Annotated in this window: 30 protein-coding genes; 17 read left to right on the forward strand and 13 right to left on the reverse strand. The window is 45.7% G+C overall.

Annotated elements, in window-relative coordinates:
* Positions 1 to 5: 5 nt before the first annotated feature.
* Both BHE18_RS15850 and BHE18_RS15855 read right to left on the reverse strand, forming a co-directional pair.
* Positions 6 to 293, reverse strand: coding sequence for a hypothetical protein (locus BHE18_RS15850; protein ID WP_032085585.1), 288 nt, complete (start codon positions 291 to 293; stop codon positions 6 to 8).
* Between the two features lie 148 nt (positions 294 to 441).
* Entirely contained in the window at positions 442 to 1,323 is an 882-nt protein-coding gene (locus tag BHE18_RS15855; RefSeq protein WP_071619492.1) for a DMT family transporter, read from the reverse strand.
* Between the two features lie 283 nt (positions 1,324 to 1,606).
* Between BHE18_RS15855 and BHE18_RS15860 the strand changes: the two genes are divergently transcribed.
* Positions 1,607 to 2,023, forward strand: coding sequence for a GNAT family N-acetyltransferase (locus tag BHE18_RS15860; protein WP_071619493.1), 417 nt, complete (start codon positions 1,607 to 1,609; stop codon positions 2,021 to 2,023).
* Positions 2,024 to 2,070: 47 nt separating this feature from the next.
* On the opposite strand, the gene BHE18_RS15865 is transcribed toward BHE18_RS15860, so the two are convergent.
* Positions 2,071 to 2,484, reverse strand: a complete 414-nt coding sequence (locus tag BHE18_RS15865; protein ID WP_071619494.1) for an RDD family protein — start codon at positions 2,482 to 2,484, stop codon at positions 2,071 to 2,073.
* Between the two features lie 203 nt (positions 2,485 to 2,687).
* On the opposite strand from BHE18_RS15865, the gene BHE18_RS15870 reads away from it, so the two are divergent.
* Both BHE18_RS15870 and BHE18_RS23790 read left to right on the forward strand, forming a co-directional pair.
* A complete protein-coding gene (locus tag BHE18_RS15870; RefSeq protein ID WP_071619495.1) occupies positions 2,688 to 2,915 on the forward strand; it encodes a hypothetical protein in 228 nt (75 codons plus the stop codon).
* Positions 2,909 to 3,031, forward strand: a complete 123-nt coding sequence (locus tag BHE18_RS23790; RefSeq protein ID WP_268876364.1) for a hypothetical protein — start codon at positions 2,909 to 2,911, stop codon at positions 3,029 to 3,031. The genes BHE18_RS15870 and BHE18_RS23790 overlap by 7 nt, the downstream gene beginning before the upstream one ends.
* 118 nt (positions 3,032 to 3,149) lie before the next feature.
* On the opposite strand, the gene aldA is transcribed toward BHE18_RS23790, so the two are convergent.
* From aldA to BHE18_RS15885, 3 genes are all read right to left on the reverse strand, one after another.
* Positions 3,150 to 4,595, reverse strand: coding sequence for an aldehyde dehydrogenase (aldA, locus tag BHE18_RS15875; RefSeq protein WP_071619496.1), 1,446 nt, complete (start codon positions 4,593 to 4,595; stop codon positions 3,150 to 3,152).
* 121 nt (positions 4,596 to 4,716) lie between these two features.
* Positions 4,717 to 5,739, reverse strand: a complete 1,023-nt coding sequence (locus BHE18_RS15880) for an NADP-dependent oxidoreductase (protein ID WP_071619497.1) — start codon at positions 5,737 to 5,739, stop codon at positions 4,717 to 4,719.
* 134 nt (positions 5,740 to 5,873) lie between these two features.
* Positions 5,874 to 6,377 (reverse strand): peroxiredoxin family protein, encoded by a 504-nt coding sequence (locus BHE18_RS15885; RefSeq protein ID WP_032085592.1) that lies wholly within the window; start codon positions 6,375 to 6,377, stop codon positions 5,874 to 5,876.
* 140 nt (positions 6,378 to 6,517) lie between these two features.
* Between BHE18_RS15885 and BHE18_RS23650 the strand changes: the two genes are divergently transcribed.
* Entirely contained in the window at positions 6,518 to 6,826 is a 309-nt protein-coding gene (locus tag BHE18_RS23650) for a hypothetical protein (protein ID WP_071619498.1), read from the forward strand.
* 585 nt (positions 6,827 to 7,411) lie between these two features.
* Here the strand turns inward: BHE18_RS23650 and BHE18_RS15895 are convergent.
* Positions 7,412 to 7,852 carry a GNAT family N-acetyltransferase gene (locus tag BHE18_RS15895; protein ID WP_071619499.1) on the reverse strand — a complete coding sequence of 147 codons (441 nt, stop codon included), beginning with the start codon at positions 7,850 to 7,852 and terminating at the stop codon, positions 7,412 to 7,414.
* 185 nt (positions 7,853 to 8,037) lie between these two features.
* Between BHE18_RS15895 and BHE18_RS15900 the strand changes: the two genes are divergently transcribed.
* Complete coding sequence (locus BHE18_RS15900) at positions 8,038 to 8,337, forward strand: DUF3817 domain-containing protein (RefSeq protein WP_071619500.1); 300 nt, start codon at positions 8,038 to 8,040, stop codon at positions 8,335 to 8,337.
* Between the two features lie 32 nt (positions 8,338 to 8,369).
* Positions 8,370 to 8,642, forward strand: a complete 273-nt coding sequence (locus BHE18_RS15905) for a DUF1450 domain-containing protein (protein ID WP_071619501.1) — start codon at positions 8,370 to 8,372, stop codon at positions 8,640 to 8,642.
* A 445-nt stretch (positions 8,643 to 9,087) separates the two neighbouring features.
* Here BHE18_RS15905 and BHE18_RS15910 read toward each other — a convergent pair whose 3' ends face one another.
* Entirely contained in the window at positions 9,088 to 9,540 is a 453-nt protein-coding gene (locus BHE18_RS15910) for a DUF2269 family protein (RefSeq protein WP_071619502.1), read from the reverse strand.
* Between the two features lie 108 nt (positions 9,541 to 9,648).
* On the opposite strand from BHE18_RS15910, the gene BHE18_RS15915 reads away from it, so the two are divergent.
* Positions 9,649 to 10,362 carry a 5-formyltetrahydrofolate cyclo-ligase gene (locus BHE18_RS15915; RefSeq protein WP_071619503.1) on the forward strand — a complete coding sequence of 238 codons (714 nt, stop codon included), beginning with the start codon at positions 9,649 to 9,651 and terminating at the stop codon, positions 10,360 to 10,362.
* A 275-nt stretch (positions 10,363 to 10,637) separates the two neighbouring features.
* Here the strand turns inward: BHE18_RS15915 and BHE18_RS15920 are convergent, their stop codons facing one another.
* The 3 genes from BHE18_RS15920 to BHE18_RS15930 all read right to left on the reverse strand — a co-directional run bounded on the left by BHE18_RS15920 (position 10,638) and on the right by BHE18_RS15930 (position 12,477).
* Positions 10,638 to 11,195 carry a beta-class carbonic anhydrase gene (locus BHE18_RS15920; RefSeq protein WP_071619504.1) on the reverse strand — a complete coding sequence of 186 codons (558 nt, stop codon included), beginning with the start codon at positions 11,193 to 11,195 and terminating at the stop codon, positions 10,638 to 10,640.
* Between the two features lie 35 nt (positions 11,196 to 11,230).
* Positions 11,231 to 11,728, reverse strand: a complete 498-nt coding sequence (locus BHE18_RS15925; RefSeq protein WP_071619505.1) for a hypothetical protein — start codon at positions 11,726 to 11,728, stop codon at positions 11,231 to 11,233.
* Between the two features lie 83 nt (positions 11,729 to 11,811).
* Positions 11,812 to 12,477 carry a cobalamin B12-binding domain-containing protein gene (locus BHE18_RS15930; RefSeq protein ID WP_071619506.1) on the reverse strand — a complete coding sequence of 222 codons (666 nt, stop codon included), beginning with the start codon at positions 12,475 to 12,477 and terminating at the stop codon, positions 11,812 to 11,814.
* 445 nt (positions 12,478 to 12,922) lie between these two features.
* Between BHE18_RS15930 and queF the strand changes: the two genes are divergently transcribed.
* The 3 genes from queF (at position 12,923) to BHE18_RS15945 (ending at position 15,558) form a co-directional block, all read left to right on the forward strand.
* A complete protein-coding gene (queF, locus tag BHE18_RS15935; RefSeq protein ID WP_071619507.1) occupies positions 12,923 to 13,420 on the forward strand; it encodes a preQ(1) synthase in 498 nt (165 codons plus the stop codon).
* Between the two features lie 135 nt (positions 13,421 to 13,555).
* On the forward strand, positions 13,556 to 14,455 hold the full coding sequence (locus BHE18_RS15940; protein ID WP_071619508.1) for an EamA family transporter: 900 nt from the start codon (positions 13,556 to 13,558) through the stop codon (positions 14,453 to 14,455).
* 254 nt (positions 14,456 to 14,709) lie between these two features.
* Positions 14,710 to 15,558 carry a YitT family protein gene (locus tag BHE18_RS15945; RefSeq protein ID WP_032085603.1) on the forward strand — a complete coding sequence of 283 codons (849 nt, stop codon included), beginning with the start codon at positions 14,710 to 14,712 and terminating at the stop codon, positions 15,556 to 15,558.
* Between the two features lie 108 nt (positions 15,559 to 15,666).
* On the opposite strand, the gene BHE18_RS15950 is transcribed toward BHE18_RS15945, so the two are convergent.
* Entirely contained in the window at positions 15,667 to 16,095 is a 429-nt protein-coding gene (locus BHE18_RS15950) for a hypothetical protein (RefSeq protein WP_071619509.1), read from the reverse strand.
* A gap of 111 nt (positions 16,096 to 16,206) precedes the next feature.
* On the opposite strand from BHE18_RS15950, the gene BHE18_RS15955 reads away from it, so the two are divergent.
* The 5 genes from BHE18_RS15955 (at position 16,207) to BHE18_RS15970 (ending at position 22,074) form a co-directional block, all read left to right on the forward strand.
* Entirely contained in the window at positions 16,207 to 17,967 is a 1,761-nt protein-coding gene (locus BHE18_RS15955; RefSeq protein ID WP_071619510.1) for a DUF2339 domain-containing protein, read from the forward strand.
* A gap of 80 nt (positions 17,968 to 18,047) precedes the next feature.
* Complete coding sequence (locus tag BHE18_RS23865) at positions 18,048 to 18,161, forward strand: RAxF-45 family protein (RefSeq protein WP_328585894.1); 114 nt, start codon at positions 18,048 to 18,050, stop codon at positions 18,159 to 18,161.
* Between the two features lie 282 nt (positions 18,162 to 18,443).
* Positions 18,444 to 20,330 (forward strand): ribosomal protection-like ABC-F family protein, encoded by a 1,887-nt coding sequence (gene abc-f / locus BHE18_RS15960; protein ID WP_071619511.1) that lies wholly within the window; start codon positions 18,444 to 18,446, stop codon positions 20,328 to 20,330.
* Between the two features lie 296 nt (positions 20,331 to 20,626).
* Positions 20,627 to 21,460 carry a VanW family protein gene (locus tag BHE18_RS15965; protein ID WP_071619653.1) on the forward strand — a complete coding sequence of 278 codons (834 nt, stop codon included), beginning with the start codon at positions 20,627 to 20,629 and terminating at the stop codon, positions 21,458 to 21,460.
* Between the two features lie 89 nt (positions 21,461 to 21,549).
* On the forward strand, positions 21,550 to 22,074 hold the full coding sequence (locus BHE18_RS15970) for a GNAT family N-acetyltransferase (protein ID WP_171910727.1): 525 nt from the start codon (positions 21,550 to 21,552) through the stop codon (positions 22,072 to 22,074).
* A 290-nt stretch (positions 22,075 to 22,364) separates the two neighbouring features.
* Here BHE18_RS15970 and BHE18_RS15975 read toward each other — a convergent pair whose 3' ends face one another.
* The gene (locus BHE18_RS15975) at positions 22,365 to 22,607 is read right to left on the reverse strand and encodes a hypothetical protein (RefSeq protein ID WP_071619512.1); all 243 of its coding nucleotides are present in this window, start codon (positions 22,605 to 22,607) and stop codon (positions 22,365 to 22,367) included.
* A 193-nt stretch (positions 22,608 to 22,800) separates the two neighbouring features.
* Here BHE18_RS15975 and BHE18_RS15980 point away from each other — a divergent pair, with 193 nt between their 5' ends.
* Positions 22,801 to 23,550, forward strand: a complete 750-nt coding sequence (locus BHE18_RS15980; RefSeq protein WP_235860355.1) for a divergent polysaccharide deacetylase family protein — start codon at positions 22,801 to 22,803, stop codon at positions 23,548 to 23,550.
* Positions 23,551 to 23,631: 81 nt separating this feature from the next.
* Positions 23,632 to 24,726, forward strand: coding sequence for an amidohydrolase (locus BHE18_RS15985; protein WP_071619514.1), 1,095 nt, complete (start codon positions 23,632 to 23,634; stop codon positions 24,724 to 24,726).
* The last annotated feature ends 32 nt before the right edge of the window (positions 24,727 to 24,758 follow it).

A 24,758-nucleotide genomic window follows, 5' to 3' on the forward strand; every position in this document is an offset into this window, starting at 1 on the left:
ACTGGTCATTCCATCCCCGGTGCTTTCTGAATTTCAAAAATAAGTACAATTGCAGTAATAGCGTGAGCAATCAGCCGGATAATCGGGAAGAAATTGAGGAACGAGGCAATGATTCCAAGCGCACTTCCGAGAATAGGCTGATCTTCTGATTTTGAAACGTATAACACACAAGCATGCCAGACCGCCACTAGACATAGAAGAAACGGAATTGCGTCACCAGCAATATTTCCAAAGACCGGGACCGCGAGAAATAATTCAATCGAAAAGGACAACCATTTTATACGTGAAAGCACGGCACACACCTCCTGTTTACAAAGTATGCAACTAGAGGCTGGTGGTGCTTGTAAGAATGAGAGCAACGGAAAAAACTGATCAGGGTTTCCTTATTTCCTTTGATGACTGATTCTTCTAATGGGAAAATGCCGTTTGAAAAAACTTGAATCAGATCACTTTTTTATCGGACTGCTTCACACTAAGAACGGTGATCGTTATCAGGATGACTGCCATTCCCAGGGTTTGAATGACGGTCAAGTGATCCCCGAGAACCAGGACGCCAAACAATGAAGCTGTTACCGGCTCTACCATAGCGACCATAGAAGCATTGGACGGAGTAGTCCATTTTATTCCTATCACATACAACGTAAATGACAGGCCGGCCCCCAGGATCCCCAGGAGTAAAAACAATCCTAGATCACTCGATGCCAATACATCGGCGGCTTCACCCTTATCCCCAAAGAGAAGGAGGATGAGACAGAATGAAAAAAAAGCAATGGTTAACGTGGCGGGCGGATTCCCGATAGAAGACGCATTTTTAAATCCGAAAATAAACAAAGCATAGGAAAGACCGGCAGCAAGCCCCGCAGCCATCCCGATAAAACTCACTGAAATCGATTCAGTGTTGTAGGCACCTGTAAGCAGGAGAATCCCCAGTAGAACCCCGGCAATGCAGCCCCACTTAAACCAAGTAGAATCTTCTATCCGCATTAAAAAGGAGATTAATAGAACGAATACAGGTGCAGTGTACATTAACGTAGCGGCTACAGCTACGCTTGAGGCCTGGATACTTAGAAAGTAAAAAGTGAAATTCCCGGCAACACCCACACCCGCTATCAGTGCCCATATGTATAAACGTGGAGAGATGCCCCGATTTTGTCTAAATCGAAAGAGAAACCACACAAAAAAACAAATAAAGCCAACGGCCCCCCGGTAAAGTGAAATCACGATCGGATCCCAGCCTTTGTTCATTAAAACATCGGCAATCCCGCCGCTGATGCCCCAGCATATAGCTGCTAGTACAACCAAACCTATTCCTGCATATTTCATCGTATACCTCCTGAAGATAAGAATGGGACGCATTTTTTGAGGAAACCAAGATTGATCTTATTTATGTAAACATAATGACCAAACAAGCCTATTTATGCTGCTAATCAAACACTGTTGATTATGTAAGGTGTTAATGGTAATTCCTTTAATTTTTCTTACCTAAACCTAAATAGCAATAGCAATCTTTACATAACAACATGAATAGTACTGCCAGATGCGTCCCATTCCCAATTAGAGCAGATAAAATGATAAACCGTAAAAATAAGAAAAGGGGGAGAAGACGTTGAAAATTACACAAAAATGGATTCAGGAAGACAGCGACTACATAAGAAAAAAGTTGATTGAGTATAACATGAAGTCCATTAATGAAGATGTGAAGACTCCGCTTGAGAAAGTGAGTTTCGCTGTAAGAGATGAAAAAGATGAAATTGCAGGAGGGGTGACAGGTGAGACATTCTGGCATCATCTTCACATCGATTTCCTTTGGGTGGCCGAGGAACACCGCAAGGAAGGACTGGGTATGCAGCTCATTGAAAAAATAGAGGAATACGCAAGGGGACTTGGATGCTGCTTGTCGGTACTTGATACCTTCAGTTTTCAGGCACCCGGCTTTTATAAAAAACTCGGTTACAAAGAGTTCGGTGTGCTGGAGGATTTTCCAAAGGGAGGACGGCAGCATTTCATGGAGAAGCGATTATAACAAAAAAAACAACCAGCTCGCGGTGAAGCTGGTTGTTTTTAACGAGATCACCCTTCTTCCGGTTTGGCATGGGTCACATAGGTCCCGGCGATAAAATCATGAATCGCCCGTTTGTCTTCACGGATGCCGACCATAAAGGCACTGACGATGATCCCGATCCCCAATGTAAGGCCGTAAACAATCCCGGAAACGATTGTCCGCATCAGCATATTTCCTATATGGACATTGCTTCCATCCTTTTTAACGATTCGAATACCCGCGATCCGCTTTCCGACTACATACCCTTTCCAAAGAACAGGAGTAATCAGGACATATAGAAATGTGATTGATGAAACAAAGGTATTTTCCTCTGAAAATTCCCCTGTAACGAGTCCTGTGATGATAATGAGTGGAAGATTGATGATCAACCAATCCACAATATTGGCTACGAATCTGACCCCGAACCCCGCTGGCTGCGTCATGAACTTTACCCCTTCTCTCTGATTTGTAAAAATTGTAACATAATGACTACTACTATATGAAAAAGTTTCCTGAAATAAGACGAACTCCCTAAAAAAATGTGCTTAAAGTCTGGGATTTTATAGAAAAATAGATTAAAAATGTTTTACAAATATCTCACCGGGTATATATTTACTAAATCAAACCTGACGGGAGAGAGTATAAAGTGAGCTACATTAATCGCGGAAGAGAACGTATTCAATTTGATCGACAAGGAAGCGAACAAGATCTACATATCGTGGAATGCAGTCACTGTGAGAATGAGTTCCGGACTCCGATGAATGTACAGAAGATTGAATGTTCCCACTGCTCGGCATCAGCTAAATTTGATCATCCGGACTTCAGGGTCATTGGATTTATTGAAAATCATCAAGGGAGTGAAATGGCATGCTGAATAAAGATAAACTGGCAGATTTGAAAATGGATTTCAGCGATATTCTTTGGATGAGTTCCGGTATCGTCATCATCCTTCTCCTGATTGCTATGGCAAATTTCTTCATCGTATCTTAATAAGTATTTGATCGGCTTTATGAGTCCCGTCTGATGATGGGGCTTTTTTATATGAATCACGGCCATTTGTAAAAAGCCCGTCCCTCACACAACAAAGAGGGACGGGCCTTTCGTTTGATTATCCTTTATAGTTTTCATCATATTCAAGGTACACGACGTGAGTTTCCAAGTACTCGTTCAGGCCGTGTTTGCCGTCGGCCCCGCCGATTCCTGATTGGGCGCGGCCGGCATGAAAGCCGTTGATCGCTTCGAAGTTTTCGCGGTTGACGAAGGTTTCCCCGTAACGGAGTTCATTTGCCGCCCTCATGATCTCATGTAGATTTTCACTGAAGATCGATGAAGAAAGGCCGTACTCCGTGTCATTTGCCAGCTCGATCACTTCATCAAAGTCCTTATATGTCATGATCGGCAGCACGGGCCCGAAGATTTCCTCCTGGATGATCTCCATGTCCTGTTTGACGTCTGTAAGGATGGTAGGTTCGTAGTAATATCCTTTAGCGTCAAGCTGTTTTCCGCCTGTAAGGATTCTGGCTCCGTTCTCTACAGCGTTATTGACCATTTCGGTTACGGTATCCAATCGGTCCTGGTTCACAAGCGGGCCGATCTCATTGTTTCTGTCAGTAGGATCTCCGACAGATGTCTGTTTGAAAGCGTCCGTGATTTTTTCGATGAATTCATCGGCCACACTCTCATGGACATAGACCCTTTCAGCGTTCGTACAGGCCTGACCTGAGTTCGTGATCCTGGAGGTTTTGATTTTTTCAACAGCAAGGTCTATATCCGCATGCTTTGTCACGATGGCCGGGGCTTTTCCTCCAAGCTCCAGGTTCACCTTCGTGATGGATTTTGAAGCAGCTTCCATTACTTTTGAACCGGCAGGATAGCTTCCCGTCATGGAGACCATGCGGACCTTCGGATGACCTGACAAAGGATTACCGATGTCGGAACCTTTTCCTGTCACCAGGTTAAAGACCCCTTTCGGAAGCTCGACTTCATCAATGATTTTTGCGAACTCGCATGTTGTATTCGGTGTGTACTGACTCGGTTTCAACACGATTGTGCATCCTGTTACGATAGCAGGGGCAAGTTTCCTTGCCAAAATGAACATAGGAAAATTCCAGGGCACGATCCCTGCTACTACACCAATCGGCTTTTTATAAACCAGGATGTTTTCATTGGAACGTTCACTTTCAAGGATTTCTCCTTCATATCGGAGTGCCCAGCCTGCCATGTAGCGGAAATATTCGATGGCTATGTCGATTTCTCCCTCGGATGCTTCGATTGTCTTCCCGTTTTCCATTGTCAGCAACTGAACAAACTCATCCCTTCGCTCCTCGAGCTTATCCGCGATCTTATGAAGATACGAAGCCCTCTCCTTGGAAGGGACCTTCTCCCAAGTAAGAAAGGCGGAGTGGGCGGCTTCGATTGCCCGGTTTACATCTTCCTCCGAACCATTCTGGATTTTCGAAATGACTTCTTCTGTTGCGGGGTTGAGCACATCCAGGGTTTCACCTTTTGATCCGTCTGTGAATTCCCCGTTGATATATAATTGATAGGATTTCATGAATCTTCCTCCTTGGTGTACTTTCTTTCTTGTTTATTTCTTTCCCTTTGTGAATAAGGAAGAAACATGGGGATGGGCTCGTAAAAAAAGACAGCCCCCTAAGGACTGTCTTTTGTGAATATTATTTTTCAGGCTCTGCCACTTTCACAAGCTGCTTGCCTAGGTTTTTCCCTTGGAACAAGCCGAGAAAAGCATCCGTTACATTGTCAAAGCCTTCTGTGATTGTCTCTTCATACTGAAGTTTGCCTTCTGAGAGCCATTGGCCAAGCTCTGTCGCTCCTTCTTTGAATCGGTCGCTGTAGTCGTTGACGACAAATCCTTTCATGAGGGCGCTTGATTTAATCAGTTTCGATTGTACTCGCGGCCCAAGGTCCCTGTCGGTTTTATTATAGGAAGATATAGCTCCGCATACCGGTACGCGTCCGTGCTTATTCAGCAGGCTGATGGCTGCATCACCGATTTCGCCGCCGACGTTTTCAAAGTAGACGTCGACTCCATCCGGGCATGCTTCTTTCAATGTGCTGTAGATATCGTCTGTTTCTTTATAGTTGATGGCCTCGTCAAATCCGAGTGTTTCTTTCAAGTAATTCACTTTTTCCTCAGATCCTGCGATGCCTACCACGCGTGCACCTTTGATTTTCGCGATCTGGCCGACAACAGAACCAACCGCTCCGGCTGCACCTGAGACCACAACCGTTTCTCCTGCCTTAGGCTGGCCGATGTCAAGGAGACCGAAGTAGGCTGTCAGGCCTGTTAATCCGAGTACACTCAGGTGAGTGGATAGCGGGGCTGCATCCGGAGCGATGGAGCGCACTTCTTTTTCGCCCGCCAGTGAATATTCCTGCCATGGAAGCATGCCTACGACGAAATCGCCTTGCTTGAATTGCTCCGATTTTGATTCCATGACTTCTCCTACGACACCGCCGGAGAGTGCTTCATTCAATGCGAAAGGCTCTACATAGGATTTAGCATCGGACATTCTGCCGCGCATGTAGGGGTCGACTGAAAGGTACAATGTTTTGATGAGAACCTCGCCCTGGGACGGATGAGGAACATCGACCTCTTTGTAAAGAAAATCACTTTCTTCGGGCATTCCCTCTGGACGGGATACGAGTTGGATCTGCTGCTGGGTTTTAGGGAGCATAAATTGGTTCCTCCTTTGAAAAGGTTGTATTTATTGAAACTTATCACAAACAGAACATGGGATACAAAGATTCGGCTTTTTCAATATGTAAAAAACCGCTTTGATTTTTAAGTCAAAGCGGTTTTCCCTTAAGATTATTTCACATTCTTTTTAATATATTTCACGGTTCTTAAAAGTTCATCGGGATGCGGCCGTCCGAATGGGCCGGTCTGCTGCTGCTGATACATCAATTCGCCTTTTTCATTTACAAGGAAATAAGCAGGCTCGCCGTGCTCACCGTGATCTTCATACGGGGCGTCCTCGCCATGGTAGTAAACGTCGTACGCTTTAATGGCTTCGAGTTCCTTGTCTGCCATGATCGGGAATGTGATGTTTTCTTTGTTTGCATATTCCTGCAGGTCTTCTAAATCATCGTTCGCAACCGCCAGGATATGGACACCCTGTTCCTCGAATTTCTCTTTATTCGCCTGGAACTCACGAAGCTCTTCTTGACAGACCGGGCACCATGCTCCCCTGAAGAAAACGATCAGATGCCAGCTGTCATGTTCCTTTTGATGCTCCTTGAACGAAAATTTCTCACCTGCGACTGATGGGAGTGTGAAATCAGGTACCGTATCTTTTAATTGAAAATTTGCCATATTTCATTCCTCCTTAAGTGAATGGATAAACCTTATTGAGTGGACATGCATACAATATAGTCTTAACTGATCTCTCTTACATTGGGTGTTTTCCCTGTGTGTAAGAAATGAAACGTCATGTATGTGGAAGGAGGTGCAGGATGGGACGAAGGGGAAGAAGAGGCTATTGTGTTCCGGGTTATAAATGGTGCGGACCGGGGTGCAGCGGACCTGGACAGCCAGTCAATGAAGTTGATGAAGTCTGCATGGAACATGATCTATGCTATGAAAAATACGGATCAGCTTGTCACTGCGACAGCGAATTCCTTTCAAGGCTAAAACCGCACATCAATATGGATTCCCGGGAAGGAAGGGATGCTCTCATCTTTTATCACTATATGAAATTCCAGACCAGGGTAAAATGCGGACAAGAGCGCAGGGGCTGCAATCGCGGGATGCGGTGGATTTAATGCGGTTTATCTATTGAGGTCTATATCTAAACTGATCGATGCTGAAATCTATTTCCGATGCGGTGACCCCACACTCCATGTGTTAGAGATTACTGAAAGATGGAGTAGGATTTATGAATTGCTCTGGTAAAGCATATTATCGTTAATAAGTGAAACCCGAACTTTTTTAGGAACTTGGTTTCTAATGAGTTCGGATTTTTATTAGCATCGTTTAATTTAGATATTAGTTTGTTCCAGCGGTGATTGGAGTGCAAGACGAAGACTCCTGCGGGAAGAGTGACTGATAAGAAAAGCGGAAGGGCTTTGTTCAGAGGCGTGGGCATAAGCCGAAGCGGCCTGGAAGGCGCTCTTTGCCTTCTTGGTCGGTTTGGCTTATGACCTGTGCCTCTAAGCCCTGCAGCTAGACATGTGAGACCCCGCAAGAGCGTATGCGATGAGGAGGCTCACGGGCTACCCGCGGAAAGCGAAGTCTTGCACGGAAATCATTAGCGTTGTTTAAAGTCCACTCTAAAATGTTCGCCTTTAGACCCTTGCCTTAAAGTTTTGTCTCACCCTCATTTTATCTTCTAAATAACGGGAATTCACTCATAAAGTCAGCGTATAATAATAAACCTCATCGTCCCTTACATAGCCATTTTTCTCATACAAATGCTGCGCGTGAAAATTATCATGATCGGTTTCGAGTATGACTGCTTTTGATCCGGTCAGTACGGCGTGCTCCCTAGCAGCTGCAAGAAGCTGCCGGCCGATGCCTCTGTTTCTCGCATGTTCTGCGATAAATAAATCATTCAGCTTCCAGATCGGTTTGAGATAAACGGAAGAAAAAGAAGGATAGAGCTGTGTGAAACCGAGGCATGCATCGTTATCGACAGCAATGAATATGATTGATTCATCGTTTGCCAGACGTTCTTCGAGGTAATGGCGCGCTTCTTCCAGGTCAGAAGGCTTTTTATAAAACATGCGGTATTGGTTAAACAGGACAGCCACCCGGTCCAGGTCCTGAATACTCGCCCGAAGGATTTTCAAGCTTCTCAGCCTCCTTTTGAAAAAGTATTTACATTCCCTATGTTTATGGTGAAACGAGCTGAACATTCCTTTGAAACGGGGACCGGAACAGTGGTCAAGTAAATCCAATGCTTACCGATATATGTCTCACGCCAACAATGGTATAATAGGCATGTCCAGACAGATTAGCAGAAAGAGGTTTTTGTATGCTTAATTCAGCGATAGGCCGTTTCAGACTGAGCGGTTTCATCGAGGGCGCTTCATTATTGATCTTATTATTCATTGCCATGCCTCTCAAGTACATGGCTGGTGTGCCGGAAGCTGTCACGGTTGTGGGCTCATTGCATGGATTCTTTTTTGTGGTGTATGTGCTTGTCATCGGTTACACGACCCTTAAAATCAGGTGGCATTTCAAATGGGCCGCAGGTGCTCTTGCAGCAGCGTTCATCCCTTTTGGCAACCTGGTTCTGGATCGTTATATCAAGCGTTCATTTCCAGCTCAATAGAACTTGAACTTTATATAAAGGATGACTTACCAGTGAAGTTTATCAATCAACTATTTTCAAAGCGGAAGAATGTCACAGTCGAATTTTGCGAGAAGAACCTGGATCGGTTCTTAACAGAAGAGACGATGCCTGAGTATAGTGAGTTCTTGAATAGAAAGAACGTCACATATAAGGAGTACGAATGCCAGAGCAGGTGCAAGGAATGCAAGAAATCGCCTTATGCCCTGGTGGATGGGGAGTTCACTCCCGCTGACGATTCCCGTGCTTTGTTGGAAAAAATGAAAAAGTATACTGAAGAGAAATAAAGAGGCTAGGACAAAAGAATTAAGTCTAAGTAAAACCCGAACTAATTTGCATTAGGTTATGCAAATTAGTTCGGGTTATTAATTTGTTCATTGTACATTTAGGGTTAAGCTCATTTAGCGGTTGATTGGAGTGCAAGACGTAGACTCCTGCGGGAAAAGTAGCTTATGTGAGACCTGTCCAGCTCCTGGGCTTAGAGGCACATGTCATAAGCCAAACCGAACATGAAGGCAAAGACCGCCTTCCCGTCCGGTTCGTCTTATGCCACAGGCCTCTGAGCAAAGCCCTTCCGCTTTTCTTCCCGCAGGCTTGCCGAGGAGGCTCACGGGCTACCCGCGGAAAGCGAAGTCTTGCACGGAAATCATTAGCGTTGTTTAGAGTCCACTCTAAAAAGTTCGACTATAGACATGGGATTTTAAGTTTTCCCAACTTCTTTGCTTAGCCAAATTAAAACGGTTTAATGGACATTAATATGATAAGAATGATAGCAGCACTATGTATAATGATATTGTATGGTTTTAACTCGGCATTGATTTTGCCATAGGCGGCAGGGACGTCTTCCCCTTTGTGGGCATGGATGATTTCGGCCATTTGTTTTACTTTTTTCGGCATGATGCCTGCTACGATGAATTGGACACCGATATAGATTGCAATCGAACCGATATACCAGCCAGTCTTAAAGAGATAAGGATTCATGAAACCCATCACCAAACCTGTGATGAGAAGGACAATGCTCCCGACTTTAGCGAAGTTTTCAATGTTCTTGCTGAGGTCAAGTGAGAATTTTGCCTGATGAGCTGTTTCTGGTGTCTTCATTACGACCGGCATAGCAAAGCTTGCACCAAGTCCTGCAACTGCAGCCACGACATGGATCAATACAAGGATACTGTAAATTGACATGTGATTCACCTCCAATACAGGAAATTTTGTGCAGGTCTTATTGTATAGTAAAATTGTCACGTTTTCTATGGTTTTTTTAAATTAGTATAGATAAAGGAGGAAGATCGGATGAGGACGAAAGATGAAATCCGTCACAAAGTGTGGAACAGCCTGACCGAGAAAAAACTGGGACGCTTCCCGTTCCCGCTGGTCAATCGCATCCCTAACTTCAAAGGGGCGGAAGCGGCAGCGAAACATATGCAGGAAATGGATTTTTATAAAAATGCTAATGTAGTAAAAGTGAACCCCGATGCACCGCAGCTGCCTCTCAGGACTTCTGTCTTAAAAGATAAAAAGACTCTTCTAATCCCCACGCCGAGGCTGAAGGATGGATTTGTCATGATCAAGCCTGAGTGGGTGCCGCGTGGGGAAGAGAGGAAAGCCGCGAGTATCAAGCACATGAATTCCTATGGGAAAGTGGTGCCCCTTACTGACATTCCGGAAATCGACTTGATTGTCGTGGGTTCTGTCGCAATTCACAAGGACGGCAGAAGACTTGGAAAAGGGGAAGGGTATGCAGACCGCGAATATGCGATCCTCCGTGAAATCGGCAACAAACCCGTCCCGGTCATCACCACCATCAATAGTGAACAACTTGTCGTTGATGATATTCCGCGGGACTCATTTGATCTGGCGGTGGATTGGATTTTTACAGAAAAGGGCGGAGCGGAGACCCATACGCCGTACGAGAAGCCTGAAGGGATCGAGTGGGAGCACGTCAGCGAAGATGATATGGAGAAGATGCCGATTTTGAGGGAATTGAAGGATTTCTCGAATAAATAGAACGAATCAGGAGATATTTATTGGAGAAAGAGTCGTATTTACATATGCATGCAGCCGGCAATGATGTCGGGATTTATCCCGATACTATGTTGCTAAGCGAAACAGATGATAAGTTTATTATCGAATTTAATAATTGTATTTTTATAAATTGACCTGTAATAGTGGAAGAATGGATTTATGATCAAAACGGCTTTTCTTTTATTAAAAAGTCCAGCATGAAATCAAAAAAAGGACAGCTCCTCAAGCGTTTAAGGGGCTGTCCTTCTTTCATAAACTTAATATCCTTCCACTACCAAATCAAGCTTCCCGGTTTCGGGAGAGATGACAAGTCCGTGGACAGGGATGTTTTTATCCATCAGCGGATGGTTCTTGATCATGTCGACACTGTGGGAAACACTTTCTTCAACGGAGCTGAAGCCTTTCAGCCAGTCGTGAAGGTCGATCCCTGAGTAATCCAGGGTGTTAAACGTGTCTTCGTCGATGCCGCGCTCTTTCATCTTACCGATGATGTGTTCACTGTTGAGGGCGCTCATTCCGCATTCATGATGGCCGATGACGAGGACTTCGTCTGCTTGAAGTTCATACACTGCAATCAATAGGCTTCGCATGATACTTCCGTATGGATGGGCAACAACCGCTCCGGCATTCTTGACGATTTTCACATCGCCGTTTTTCATATTCATTGATTTAGGAAGAAGCTCGACAAGGCGCGTATCCATACACGTCAAAATAACGAGTCGTTTGTCTGGAAACTTAGTCGTCCTATACTCTTCATATGATTTTTCTTCTACAAATTTCTGATTGTACTCAAGCAGATTTCCAAGTAAAGTCATATTCGATTCTCCCAACTTTGAAATGATGTACATCTTTATTGTACATTTTTCATTAGGAGGATTTCAATTTCTTTTACCCGATCCATGACTTCTTCCCTGTTCCAATCACTCGTATTGGTCAATTTCAAGTAGAGAGAAGAGACGCTTGCCAATACTTCTCTATGATTTGTATCTTTCCTGACAATATTCGATTCCCCAAGGCGGTCGAACAGGCCGTTCATCTGCTGCGAGACTTTCTCATATTCGTTGTCTTTTGTGATGACCGCCATATGAAACCGCTGCTGTACATCTGAAAACCTGTAGAATAGATCAACAAGTTCAAAGGAAGAATCCTTTTTCAGATTTACTTCCATTTTTCCAGATAGATCTTTATGGATGATCCGGGCAAATTTAGGGGAGCTTTCCTCTTCAAGAATCGTGAGAAAACTTTCTCCCCTCTTTAAAAGGCCATACCCTGAGTCAGAGGCATCAAGTACGTTTAATCCCCTATCCAATATCAGATAGGGGATCGGACAGAAATCAAGATTTTCCACAGTATCCCTCCCTGTGAAAGGTTACGGACACCATTGTTCCGGCATCTCCGAGATGAAGTGCCGGCTAATTGTGAGAGAAACCTTCAGTTTGATATTTTTTCTTCTATTAGTGCAAGGAACTGATCGGCATGCTCCTCTAAGTACTCGTTCAATTCCCTTAAATCATAAAAGGTTTTGATCGAATCTTTTTTCAAGAATTCAAGTTTGTAGTGGGAGATAAGCCTTCCGCCAACCAGGATCTTTATATCCGGCTGCACTTTCTCTATCTCCTCAAGGCACTCTTTCAGCTGCTGTATCGTCGTTGTCATGCCGATGGATATTGCAACTGCTTGAGGTCTCCAGGCTTTGACGAATGTGACTGCATCCCGGATCGGCACATTTGCTCCCAGATAGCGTGTATTCCAATGCTGCTCTTTGAATACCTCATTTGCAAGTTCAAGTCCCAGGCTGTGCTGCTCGCCTTCTATGCAGAATAAGAGGCCTTTTGGGCGGCGTTCGGACACTTCGTATGGAGTATAGACGCTTGCAAGTAAATATTTTAAGGTGGCCGTAGCTAAATGTTCTTCGGCCACAGTGATTTGATTTTTCTCCCAAAGATCACCAATGCGATACATGGAAGGTCTTACAACAGATTCATAGAAAGTAAGGGAATCTGTACTGCCCTGTATCGAAGAAGTATAAAGTTCAGACAATGCCTGAACATCACCCTTCAGTATGGTCTTGGTAAAGGTGGGGACAAGCTGTTTCATGCATTATTTACCCCCTTCTAAAGGTGAGGAAAGACAACTACGTAATTATATTCCACATATATTGTGAAATCCCTCTAAGAAAATGACTTAGAAAAACCATCCGTATAATGAATATAAAAGTGTGGACCAGCCTTGCTTTATTCAAGGGATACGGGTCCAGGAATCACCAGCATCAGCATGTTGACTTTCTTAGCAATCTTATTTATGATAACCTCTGTACAACTATATGACGCTCACATAACTTGAGAGAGGTTCATAGCATTAACCCTCTATAAAAAACTATGTTTCTATGAAACGAATGTTTTTTCTAAAATCTAGAAAACTATTCTACTAAGCGTAACAGTCTGCCGAGGGAATTGCAAAAGTGCGGATTGCTGCTGTTTCTAAACAGGCTAATGCTATGTCCTCCTTTATTTCTGTGTACAATGAATGGGAGGATTTTAATATGTCAGGCAGAAAAGATGAAGAATTAACAGATATTACCTTGCTGGGGAATCAAGGGACGAACTACTTGTTCGAATATTCCCCGGATATTCTTGAATCATTCGATAATAAGCACCCGAACCGTGATTACTTCGTGAAGTTCAACTGTCCGGAGTTCACAAGTCTTTGCCCTAAGACCGGCCAGCCTGATTTCGCAACCATTTATATCAGCTACATCCCCGATCAAAAAATGGTCGAGAGCAAATCACTGAAGCTTTATCTGTTCAGTTTCAGGAATCATGGTGACTTCCACGAAGACTGTATGAATATCATCATGAACGATCTCATCGAACTGATGGACCCGCGCTACATCGAAGTATGGGGCAAATTCACCCCGCGCGGAGGAATCTCCATCGATCCGTACTGCAACTACGGAAAACCCGGTACAAAATATGAAACGATGGCGGATCACCGCTTGATGAACCATGATCTGTATCCGGAGAAAATCGATAACCGTTAATGGCCGAGGCTCGTCCTTTGCTGCTTAAAGCAGTGGGGGGACGGGCCTCTTTTTATTGGGCCGATATTTCTATTGCCGAAATAATCTCCACGGTATTATACTTGCTTGAGACATAATTGAAGAGGAGGGAGCAGGATGAAACCAATCAACGCATCTCTATGTGTGCTTGTCGGTGCAAGCAGCTACGGAATCCATGCTTCTGTGGTGAAGCTCGGGTTTGCTGAAGGTTACACCGTCACGGAGGTAACCGGGATTCAATATTTATTCGGGCTGTTGATGCTGTTGGCAGCTTTTCTTTTTACTAAAAAAGTGAAAGTATCATCGCATCAGGTATTCTCGTTATTTGGTCTTGGGACGCTGCTTTCGCTGACCGGTATCTTTTATGGTCTGAGTCTGAGCAAGGTAACAGCGACCGTCGCCGTCGTCATGCTGTTTCAATTTACCTGGATCGGACTGTTGATCGAGGCACTTTACTTAAAAAAATGGCCATCCAGCAAGAAACTGATTTCGGTTGGTTTCCTTTGGACGGGCACGCTGCTCGCGGGAGGATTGGCTTCTGCAGGAGGCTTTGACTGGTCGGGGAATATCCTTGGGGTCCTATTCGGATTTGCGGCAGCTTGCACATTTGCGCTCTTCCTTTTTCTTAGCGGAAAGGTGGCAAAAGGGGTGCCGACCATCCAGAAAAGTCTTCTGATTACATTTGGAGGCTTACTGGTTGTATTTTTGGCATTCCAGCCTTCTTTTATAAGAGAGCCTTCCAGGGTGATCGAGATGGGTGGATTCGGGTTGGTGGTGGCCATCGTCGGAACGATCTTTCCGGTTGTATTCCTTGCGATCGGTTCGCCGCACCTCGACTCGAGCATCACGACGATTCTCGGCGCAGCGGAACTGCCGGCTGCGATCATATCCGCCATGCTGATCCTGCATGAACATGTCACAGCGATGCAAATGACAGGGATGGTCCTCATCCTGATCGGAATCGCGATTCCGCAAATGCATTTCAGAACCATTCATTCAGGCAAACAATACGGTTAGACAGGGGCTCACTTCTTTTGGAGGGGGCTTTTTTGTTCCATATTGCAGTTTTTCGCTGTGAAAAATCCCGCCATAAAAAATCTCCTCCGCCCTGGCAGAGAGGCATTTGCAAACCCTTGCAATTGTCGCAATTATTAAACCTTATTTTTTTGACCGCATTCCCTTTACAAAGGGTGTTTGCGGGCTTTATAATCCCGTTGTTCAATCATTTACGGAAAAACCTAAAATACTAAACAATAAAGGAGGTTGCGGTGATGCGACAAAGATTATTTTCCTTCATTATGATGAACCTTGGTGCGTTCCTTGTGTCCATCAATGTTCACTTTTTCTTATCGCCCAATAATTTAGCGACAGGGGGAGTCAGCGGGTTGTCGATTATCATGAACGACTTGTTCCCAGGTCTGTCACTCGGGCTGTTCATGATTATCATTAATATTCTGTTGTTTATTGTCGGAGTCATTTTTCTTGGATTCAGCTTTGGCGCAAAAACAATTTATGCAAGCTTTGCGCTTTCGTTCTATGTATGGCTGCTCGAAATCGTTGCACCGATGAGTCAGCCGTTAAGCGATGATATCCTGATTCAATTGATCATTGGTCAATGCATCGCCGCAACCGGCATGGCGATCGTGTTCCACCAGCAGGCATCAACGGGCGGAACCGATATCCTTGCATTGATCTTTAATAAATTTTTCAATATAGAAGTAGGCAGGGGAGTCCTGCTGGCTGACCTGTTTATCGCACTTTCCTCTGCCGTACTGTTTGGACCGCAGGTTGGTATGTACGCGTTCTTTGGTGTCATCCTGAACGGACTCGTTATCGACTATACCCTGCAGCAGTTCAATTCAAACAAGGAAATTGTCATCATCAGCAAATACAGTGATGAAATCAAATCATTCATCGTCCATGAGCTTGGTAAAGGCGCTACGATCCATACGGCAAAAGGAGCCTTCACTTCTGATGAAAAAGAAGTGATCACCACGATTCTCGGCCGCAAAGATTTCTCCAAGCTGAGAGGCTTCATCACCCAGATCGACAACCGAGCCTTCATCACTGTGCACACGATGAACGAAATATTGGGACAAAATTTTAAGCGGTTGGCTTAAGATGTTGTTGTGGAACCCCGCCCCGGATTTATGGGGCGGGGTTTTTTGTTTGTGCTGGTTGAGCGGATCACGGTGGGATGGTGGAAGCGTAGAATCTTGCAACGGTATTTACAGGGTGGGTATATGAGGGTGCGATGGCTGCAGGGAGGGTATTCGAGAGGTTGCCGTGTCTAATTTAGTCAGATAATCGACAGTGCGCACATGAATTTCAGATTTCGCGCATAAAATGAATTTTTCGCGCATATATCGTGAATCTCGCGCATAAATCAAGAGATATCGCTCATAAAACGAGTTGAATACCTGTTTGGGTATATTTCGGCTTACTCGAACCAGGATTTGTCGAATAATCGACAGTTCGCCCTTATATTCCGGATTCCGCCCATAAAACAAAAATCCCGCCCTTATCTCATCGATATCGCCCTTAACTTCAAAAATATCACCCATAAAACTTGCTCGCCCGCCTATCGGGTATATGCCCCTGCCATGAATCTCTACCTCCATCCCCATTGGCGCAGCCCCATCCCCATTTTCATCCAACCCGGCACCCCCATTGACATCCCACACCAAAAACGAACGCGAAAAATATCGTAAAAAAGAAAGGAAATATCTCAGCCGGTACTGTATAAATAACAGTAAGGAGGTGGGAGTATGGAAAGGGAAGAGTTAGAACGTCTGGAAAAGCGGGTCGACTCGCTTGAGAAGGAATTGAATCTCGTCAAGATTCAGCTCATGAAGGCGAAGCACGCAACATCGCCTGATACACCCGAAGCACCGAAAGCACCGGATGCAGCGGATACACAGCAAGCTCCGGTAACGCCGCAAGCCAGTCAACAAAAGCTGCCTGTCAGTCAACAACCGCAGCACAACAATCAACAAAATGAAAACCCCCAGCTTCAACACGCGCCTGCAGCACATAAAGGTGCACCTGTTAAACCACAGCTTGAAAAATCAAAACCAGCCTTCGATTTCTCCGTTGAACGCTGGCTCCCGAAAGTGTTTTTATTTGTACTTTTAATTGGAAGCGTGTGGGGATTCATGGCGGCATCCCAAAACGGCTGGCTTTCTCCCGGATTCAGGGTCCTGACCGGCGCTGTCGTCAGTATCGTGATGTTCATTCTTGGTGAGCGTTACATCAAAGATCAGCGCAGACTGGGCATCACCCTGTTATCGGGAAGCATTGTCCTTGCTATCATTACGTTATTCTCTGCAAATATTTTATACGGGTTCATCCCGGGAATCGTGACCAACCTTTTGCTGCTGCTGCTCATTTTGACAGGTCTGTGGGTATCGCATAAGCATGCTTCACAACTGGTGCTGTGTCTGATCGGGTTCGGGGCCTATTTATTCCCGTTCATCTTTGCGGGTGATGCGAGGAATGAGTGGCTGTTTTACGGATATCAGCTTCTGATGTTCTTTGTCCTGGTCACATTCAGTACATGGAAGCGATACCGGATCGCCTGGAATATCCATTACTATCTGCTGTATTTCACACTGTTTTTCTTCGCGGCTTTTGGAGTGGGGGAAATCACCTTTACGATCCTGATCCCGTTTGCAATCCAGCATGCGTATATCCTGCTGCTCATCGTCCTGAACCGGGATGAGCGGGTCAGTGCAGAGATGATCCCTGCAGTCGTTTCAGGTACGTTCATCCTGCTGGGATTATTGAACAGTATTTATGCTTTTACAGGTGTCCCGCTTTATTATTACGCGATCTTCACAGTCGTGTACATCGGGATTTCATTCATGGAGCCTGCCGAGAAGAAGCAGACGAAGGATGTCCTGCTGGTTCTGGGATTCCTTCATCTCATGCTTTTCATATTCGGTTGGATTGATTATGAATGGACATTTATAGGGGTTGCCATCGAGGCTGCTGCATTGCTGTGGCTCGCCGGGAAAAGGAAGAGCTATGTCGGCCTTGCTGGGTCGGGCATTCTTATTCTGTATTCTTTACTCGGGGTCATGATCGGACCGGTAAATGATTTCATCAGGGTAGAGCTTCCGATCTTCCTCATTGTGTTCGGGTACTTGTTTCTGCTGGATCATTTCCGGAAGACAGGTACAGCTTTTACAAAGGTCCCGCTCATTCTGTTAAAATCGGTGCTCACTTTCATTGCCTTCTTCTTTGTGATGAGGGCGACGGACTTTATCGTGATAGGCTGGGATTACACGCCGAGGACGACTGCGTTTACGGTAGCGATTGCCGTACTGTCGATCATTTATCTGGTAGTCGGGGAAAGCAGGAAAGATGCCTTTTACCGGTGGTGCGGGATCGGATTCCTCGCGATTGCGCTTGTGAAGTTCTTTTTTGCAGACCTTGTGTTCCTCGATTTCACGATCCGTGCGATGATCCTCATACCAATCGGCGTCATCGGGCTTGTGCTGTCGCGGATTTTGTACAAAAAACGGTAAAACAAGTTGCAAAAGCTTTCTGAATAATTATATAATGACTGTATAAACTATCGTCATTGGAAAAGGAGGTGGAATCTGAGATGAATCGTTCTGTTGGTTTGCGTGGCAAGTACCTGGATTTTATTTATATCTGCCGTGCAATTTTTCATGCATTTGCGTTCAAGGGGATACGTATGCCCTTTTTTAGCAAATGAATATGAAAACCACTGAACGGTAAGAGGTCTCAGGTTCCAGCCACTTTTTTAGTAAGGATCGGAAACGGAGGGCGTCCAGCTCTCTTTTTTCATGCCCTTTTTTAAAAAGCCGCGAGAGATTCTTAATCTTACTCGGGGCTTTTTTGTTTTAATTCACGAATGGGGAGCTGTACGTCCAGCTGATCATTCTATTGGAATAAGGCATAATAGGGAAATCGTCCGCGGGATATAAATGCAAGAGCCTCTTACCGGTAACATAAAGGATTGAAAGGAAGAGGAAAAATGATTATTTGCAGTGCACAGGAATTAAGTAAAATGTTTGGCGGAAATTTGATATTTGAAAATTTATCGTTCGAAATCCCGGAAGGAGCCCGAATCGGCCTGGTCGGAAGGAACGGAACGGGGAAGACGACAATTTTTAAGCTGCTGTCCGGTGTTGAGACACCTGATACAGGAATGGTTCATTTGAAAAAAGGCGCGAAGGTCGGCTATCTTGCACAGATTCCCCAGTTTCAGGAAGGGACGAAGGGGTTGGATGTATTAAAGTCGGCGTTCTCTGACCTGCTGGGGACGGGTGAACGGTTGAAAGAGCTCGAGAGCAGAATGGGGAATGAGGGTGACCCTGATAAACTGAATCGTTTATTGGAGGAGTACGGGAAGCTTCAGGACGAATTCACGCTGTCGGGCGGCTATGAGATCGATGCGAACATCGCGAAAATCTCGAATGGGCTGGAGATCAATGAACTGCTCGAGAAAGAATTCAATCAATGCAGCGGAGGCGAGCAGACGAAATTGTGCCTGGGGCTGATCCTGCTTCAGAAACCGGATCTGCTGCTTCTTGATGAACCGACGAATCATCTTGATATTGGAGCCGTCGAATGGCTTGAAGACTTTTTGAAAGAGTATGAAGGAACCGTACTTTGCATATCGCATGACCGGTACTTCCTCGATCATGCCATTAACAGTGTGTTCGATCTCGAAGATGGGGAACTGACGATTTATCATAAGAACTATTCAGGATTTGTAAAAGAGAAGGAAGAACGACTGCTGCTTGAGTTCCAGGCCTTTCAGGAGCAGCAGAAGAAAATAAAGAAGATGAAGGAAGCAATCAAAAGGCTGAAGGAATGGGCCAACCAGGCAAATCCTCCGAATGAGGCGCTTCATAAGCGGGCCAGGAACATGGAAAGGGCCCTCGAACGGATGGAGAAGATAAAGCGTCCGATCCTCGAGCGCAAGAAGATGGGACTCGAGTTTGAAGAGACGGACAGAAGCGGCAAAGTGGTGTTTTCCATGAAGGATGTTACGAAGTCGTTTGATGGTAGAGCATTGTTCAAAGAAGCGGATATGCTTGTCCATTTTAAAGATCGGGCAGCGATTGTCGGTCAGAATGGTACGGGTAAGTCGACGATCATCAAAATGCTCCTCGGCAGCGAAAAATATGACTCGGGTGAGATAAAAGTCGGCAGCAACGTGAAGCTCGGCTACCTGTCCCAGCATTTTACGATCGCTGACCCCGATGCCCGATTGATCGATGCATTCCGGGATGAAGTGGCGGTGACCGAGGGGGATGCCCGCCATATCCTTGCGAAGTTCTTATTTTATGGGCCTAATGTGTTCAGAAAGGTGGGACAGCTTAGCGGAGGGGAGAAGATGCGGCTCCGGCTTGCCCAGCTGATGCATCAGGATATCAACTTCCTGGTGCTGGATGAACCGACGAACCATCTGGATATCGACTCGAGGGAAGTGCTTGAAGAAGCACTGGAAGACTTCAAGGGCACCATTCTTGCCGTATCGCATGACCGCTATTTTCTGAATAAGTTGTTCCACAAGACGTATTGGATCCATGACAGTAAACTCTACTCATTTGAAGGACCGTACAGCTGGGCGAAGGAAAAGCTCGCGGAACTGGCGCCACCTGAAAGTGCAGAAACGACTGCTTCGAAAAAGAAGCCGGCACCGGTGCGCGAAAAGGAAGTGAGTCAAAAGCCCGCAATATCCATTGAAGAGGTAGAGAAAGACCTTGAAGAATTGGAAGGGAAAATCGGGTTGATTGAAAAAAAGCTACTGTCTTTGACGGAACTGGATGCCCTTCAGGAGCTGTACAGCGAGAAAGAGAGTCTGGAAAAGCAGAGAGACGAAAAGTATGATCTTCTGGAAGAATGTTTGTAGCTTTTTGACAGCTGCTCCCAAAGAGGGAGGGCTGTCTTTTTTTGTGCAGGCTGTTTTCTAAAAGGTTGCTGCTTTCAGTAAATAGACTTGTATATAGCTTGTGGACGTGCTCTTTTCAAACTCGAGCTTAAACAACAGACGGACGTACAAACCGAAAATACCCAAATTCCGGTATTTTCTTGTGTGCAAAGAAACAAAGCATGCAATGCGAAAAGAGCCTCTGTGTAAAAATAAATAGTGGGAATTTTATGTCTATTATATAATGAAGGTAATAAATGGATAAAAAGGGTGATTCAATGTATAATTCTCTGGGATTTCAGCCTAAGAAAAGGTCCGCATTCCGGGTGTTTCTTGGAACGTGTTTCTATCGTGCAAAGAGATATTTGGAGTGGCTGACAACCGATGAGGCGTTCGCTAAAACAAAAGAAGTGGAATTAAAGCAGCATGTCATCCATTCACACCGCACGCCGCTCTACAGGAAGCTGAAGGATGTGGACATGTGGTACCAGGAAAATAAAGTGAAAAATTTACGCATTGCCGTCCGGGAACTCGATAAGATCATTCTTAAGCCAGGGGAGACATTTTCGTACTGGAAGCTGCTCGGGAATACGACGAAACGCAAAGGGTATGTGGACGGTATGGTCCTCTATTATGGTTCTTTCAAGCCAGGTCTTGGAGGCGGGCTGTGTCAGTTGTCGAACCTGATTTATTGGATGACGCTGCATACGCCGCTGTCTGTCACGGAGCGGCACCGCCACAGCTATGACGTGTTTCCTGACAGCAACCGCAGACTTCCATTCGGGAGCGGGGCCACCTGTGCTTACAATTATTTAGATTTGAAAATAAAGAACACCACAACCGAGACGTTCCAGCTTCATGTTTACCTTACGGATGAGACACTGGTGGGGGAATGGCGGGCGGCTTCACCGTCTCTCACCCGATATGAAGTGTATGAAAAGGAACATCGTATTTCCCATGAATACTGGGGCGGATACCTCAGGCATAATCAGATATTCCGGAAAGTGTTCAATAGGGCTGGCGCCCAGATCGATGATGAATTCATAACGGAAAATCATGCGCTGATGATGTATGAACCGCTGCTTGAGCAGAAAACCGGCAGCAATTCCTGACGGCTGCGAGCTCCTGTTTTCAGAATAACTCCACCCTTTTCATCAAACAATAAACGATAAGAAAAATTTAGTGAATATGAGGAATGAACATGGTAAAAGACATGACGTTAGAGTTGAAGAAAGCATCCATTGAACAACTGGATGAGATCACCGAAGTGTACTTGAGAAGTAAGAAGGATCTTGATGACAGTGGACTGCTTCAGTGGGATGACAACTATCCTGGCAGGGAGTATTTTGAAGAGCAGATCGGATACGGGGACCTTTATTGCCTGTATTCGAATGGCGGGCTTTCGGGTGCCGTGACGTTGAATACTTGGCAGTCACCGGAATGGGGAGAGATCCCTTGGGAGTATGACGGGGAGCTGGCCGTCCATGCTTTGTTCCTTGATCCAGCCAAACAAGGCCGGGGACTCGGCAGCCGTTTCCTGGAGAAGTGCGAGGAATTTGCAGCCGGGAATGGGTACCGGAGCATCCGCCTCGATGCTTATGCCAGAAACGAAGGGGCCAATTCCCTTTATGAAAAAATGGGCTATACGTTCAGGGGGACTGTTTATTTTTCATCGAAGCCAGAGGGGCATCAGAAATACCGCTGTTATGAAAAAGCACTGAAATAACGTGAAATATTCCCCTGCAGAGCAGGATGCTGAGCCAGCCCCGAATGTGCTGCTGTTCAATTTTTGTTCATATGTCCGGGGTCAAGCCGTATTGATGAAAAGCTGTTTTCTGAACGTGACACTTCAGGGAACAGCTTTTTCTTTTTTACGACACAGGCTGGACGTCCACGTCGGAGTAAGAGACAGGATTTATTGCGGGACGGGGGGACAGGTTCGGTGTCCCGGCTGAAGGAAGGTAAACTTTAAAATGGATAGGTCAAAACACAGGCATTCCCCATGAGGTCTCCCCCTTACAGACAATAGGGTGACGTTCCATCCATCCCTTTCCTCGACACCTCAAAGTAACGGAACCAAAAGCGGAATTCATCAAACAGGGTGGAACGGTCGAGTGTGAAGTGGTCAAAGAAATCCTCCAGGTGCCCGGCTTCACTGTCATCGAGCAGACCTGTCACATAAAGGGGCGTCTTGAAACGCTTATATAAATCCTCGTGGCCGTAAAAGTGAAATAAATCTTCCATTTGCTGTTCGGTCATGATTTCAACACTCCTTTTTTCTATGATTGGTCAGTTTCTGGAGATTTATCCGTGTGCGGGGAGGCAATCAACGAATCTGGGATGCAGATACTCTCAAAAAATGTCTTCTTAAACTTCATTCTTATTGGACACCTTAATGGGAAAGGAGTGATGAAGGATGCGAAGCTTGTTCGTCTTTTTGACAGCGATGCTGATGATCCAGGGTGCAGCGGGTGCGAGAAATATCCTGCCGCTGCCGGCCCATCAAAAGGAGCTGGCCATTGTGATCGACGATTTGGGGAACGATATGAAAGGGACGGAGGAAATCCTCCATCTGCCTGTGACGCTGACGCTTGCAATCATGCCGTTTTTGCCGTCAACGAAAGCGGATGCGGAGAATGCGCACAGGCTGGGGCATGAGGTGATCGTTCACCTCCCGATGGAGCCGGTATCCGGAAAAGCAAGCTGGCTTGGCCCGGGAGCCATCCTGACCTCGTTATCAAATGAAGAGATCAGGAACAGAGTGGAAAAAGCGATAGAAGATGTACCATATGCGGTCGGCGTCAATCATCATATGGGATCCAAGGCAACAGCCGATGAGCGAGTGATGCGGATCGTGCTCGAGGTATGCAAGGAGAGGGGGCTCTTCTATCTTGACAGTAAAACGACGGGAAAGAGCGTCATTCCGAAGCTTGCCCGTGAACTGGAAGTACCTTATCTTGAGAACAAGCTGTTCTTCGATGATGTCTATACACTTCAGCATATCGGGAAGCAGGCGAAACACCTATCCCATGAGCTGGATGAAGGTGAGAGCACGATTGCGATCGGCCATGTCGGGGTGACCGGGATGAAGGTTGCTGTGATGCTGAAGGAATTCATACCGCTTTATGAAAAGAAAGCGTCGATTGTACCGCTGTCTGACCTGATACCCGAATATCATCTGATCGATGAAAGCATGCCTTGAGGGTGTGCTTTTTTTGTAAGCAGGATTTTCATGTCACTTTTTAGAATACATAGTGAAAAAGGGAAGAAGGAGAATGTGTATATGAAAATTGAAAAACAAATCCTGGAATGGTTCAACCATTTTCACACTCATCCGGAAGTGAGCTGGAAGGAATTTGAGACGACGGATAAGATTGCAGAGATTCTCGATGGCCTGAATGTGAAATACAGGAGGTTCTCCGATGTGACCGGGCTGATCGCCGAGATTGGCGAAGGAGAGAAAGTGACTGCTGTAAGGGCGGATATTGATGCGCTCTGGCAGGAAGTGAACGGTAAGATGCAGGCAAATCATTCCTGCGGCCATGACGCGAATATTTCGATGGTGCTCGGTGCGCTGCTCTATACCCTTGAAGATCAGCCGAAAGATAAGCGGATCCGGTTCATTTTTCAGCCGGCAGAGGAAAAGGGAAATGGGTCGCTGACCATGATTGAAAAGGGAGCCCTTGAAGATGTTGATTATTTGTTCGGTGTTCATTTACGGCCTCAGGAAGAATTGCGCCACGGGTATTTCAGCCCTTCTATCCATCATGGTGCCGGCATTTTCATGGAAGGGAAGGTCAGAGGTGTGGATGCGCATGGTGCGAGGCCTCACCAGGGGAAAAACGCAATCGACGTCGTGATGGGGATTCATTCGTTTTTAAAAACAATCTATCTGTCTCCGATTGAAGCCTATTCAGCAAAACTGACGAAGATTGAAGCGGGAGGGGAGAATTTGAATATCATCCCTGGGAGTGCCGGGTTTGCCATCGATGTACGTGCAGGGAAAAATGAAGTACTCGAAGAAATCCAGCGGCGGATGGAGGAAGGGATGAAAGGGCTGGAACAGCTTCATGGAGTTCGCATCCAGTATGAATGGACGGATTATACGCCGGGGGCAGAGGTGTCTGAGGAAGCAGAAACGATAGCGAAGGAAGCGATCACAGCGATTGCAGGGGAAGAAGCGTTGGCTCCGGGGGTCATCACTTCCGGCAGTGATGATTTTCATTTTTACACGATCAGGCACCCGGAAGTGAAGGCAGCGATGATCGGGGTAGGGGCGGATTTGAAGCCTGGACTGCATCACCCGGATATGACGTTCAATGTCTCTGTCCTTGACCGGGCAGCAAAAATAGTAGCGGAAGCACTGAAAAAAGCCTGAATCCACATGTAAACGGTACCAATATCTGATTG

This window comes from Rossellomorea aquimaris (assembly GCF_001877785.1).
Lineage (GTDB): Bacteria > Bacillota > Bacilli > Bacillales > Bacillaceae_B > Rossellomorea > Rossellomorea aquimaris_A.

What these genes read in the sequence shown, in the direction of transcription:
- BHE18_RS15855 (WP_071619492.1), bottom strand. Translation starts at nt 1,323, where the DNA reads ATGAAATATGCAGGAATAGGTTTGGTTGTACTAGCAGCTATATGCTGG.
- BHE18_RS15865 (WP_071619494.1), bottom strand. Translation starts at nt 2,484, where the DNA reads ATGACGCAGCCAGCGGGGTTCGGGGTCAGATTCGTAGCCAATATTGTG.
- BHE18_RS23790 (WP_268876364.1), top strand. Translation starts at nt 2,909, where the DNA reads ATGCTGAATAAAGATAAACTGGCAGATTTGAAAATGGATTTCAGCGAT.
- aldA (WP_071619496.1), bottom strand. Translation starts at nt 4,595, where the DNA reads ATGAAATCCTATCAATTATATATCAACGGGGAATTCACAGACGGATCA.
- BHE18_RS15880 (WP_071619497.1), bottom strand. Translation starts at nt 5,739, where the DNA reads ATGCTCCCTAAAACCCAGCAGCAGATCCAACTCGTATCCCGTCCAGAG.
- BHE18_RS15885 (WP_032085592.1), bottom strand. Translation starts at nt 6,377, where the DNA reads ATGGCAAATTTTCAATTAAAAGATACGGTACCTGATTTCACACTCCCA.
- BHE18_RS23650 (WP_071619498.1), top strand. Translation starts at nt 6,518, where the DNA reads ATGGGACGAAGGGGAAGAAGAGGCTATTGTGTTCCGGGTTATAAATGG.
- BHE18_RS15900 (WP_071619500.1), top strand. Translation starts at nt 8,038, where the DNA reads ATGCTTAATTCAGCGATAGGCCGTTTCAGACTGAGCGGTTTCATCGAG.
- BHE18_RS15910 (WP_071619502.1), bottom strand. Translation starts at nt 9,540, where the DNA reads ATGTCAATTTACAGTATCCTTGTATTGATCCATGTCGTGGCTGCAGTT.
- BHE18_RS15915 (WP_071619503.1), top strand. Translation starts at nt 9,649, where the DNA reads ATGAGGACGAAAGATGAAATCCGTCACAAAGTGTGGAACAGCCTGACC.
- BHE18_RS15920 (WP_071619504.1), bottom strand. Translation starts at nt 11,195, where the DNA reads ATGACTTTACTTGGAAATCTGCTTGAGTACAATCAGAAATTTGTAGAA.
- BHE18_RS15930 (WP_071619506.1), bottom strand. Translation starts at nt 12,477, where the DNA reads ATGAAACAGCTTGTCCCCACCTTTACCAAGACCATACTGAAGGGTGAT.
- queF (WP_071619507.1), top strand. Translation starts at nt 12,923, where the DNA reads ATGTCAGGCAGAAAAGATGAAGAATTAACAGATATTACCTTGCTGGGG.
- BHE18_RS15940 (WP_071619508.1), top strand. Translation starts at nt 13,556, where the DNA reads ATGAAACCAATCAACGCATCTCTATGTGTGCTTGTCGGTGCAAGCAGC.
- BHE18_RS15945 (WP_032085603.1), top strand. Translation starts at nt 14,710, where the DNA reads ATGCGACAAAGATTATTTTCCTTCATTATGATGAACCTTGGTGCGTTC.
- BHE18_RS15955 (WP_071619510.1), top strand. Translation starts at nt 16,207, where the DNA reads ATGGAAAGGGAAGAGTTAGAACGTCTGGAAAAGCGGGTCGACTCGCTT.
- BHE18_RS23865 (WP_328585894.1), top strand. Translation starts at nt 18,048, where the DNA reads ATGAATCGTTCTGTTGGTTTGCGTGGCAAGTACCTGGATTTTATTTAT.
- abc-f (WP_071619511.1), top strand. Translation starts at nt 18,444, where the DNA reads ATGATTATTTGCAGTGCACAGGAATTAAGTAAAATGTTTGGCGGAAAT.
- BHE18_RS15965 (WP_071619653.1), top strand. Translation starts at nt 20,627, where the DNA reads ATGTATAATTCTCTGGGATTTCAGCCTAAGAAAAGGTCCGCATTCCGG.
- BHE18_RS15970 (WP_171910727.1), top strand. Translation starts at nt 21,550, where the DNA reads ATGGTAAAAGACATGACGTTAGAGTTGAAGAAAGCATCCATTGAACAA.
- BHE18_RS15975 (WP_071619512.1), bottom strand. Translation starts at nt 22,607, where the DNA reads ATGACCGAACAGCAAATGGAAGATTTATTTCACTTTTACGGCCACGAG.
- BHE18_RS15980 (WP_235860355.1), top strand. Translation starts at nt 22,801, where the DNA reads ATGATCCAGGGTGCAGCGGGTGCGAGAAATATCCTGCCGCTGCCGGCC.
- BHE18_RS15985 (WP_071619514.1), top strand. Translation starts at nt 23,632, where the DNA reads ATGAAAATTGAAAAACAAATCCTGGAATGGTTCAACCATTTTCACACT.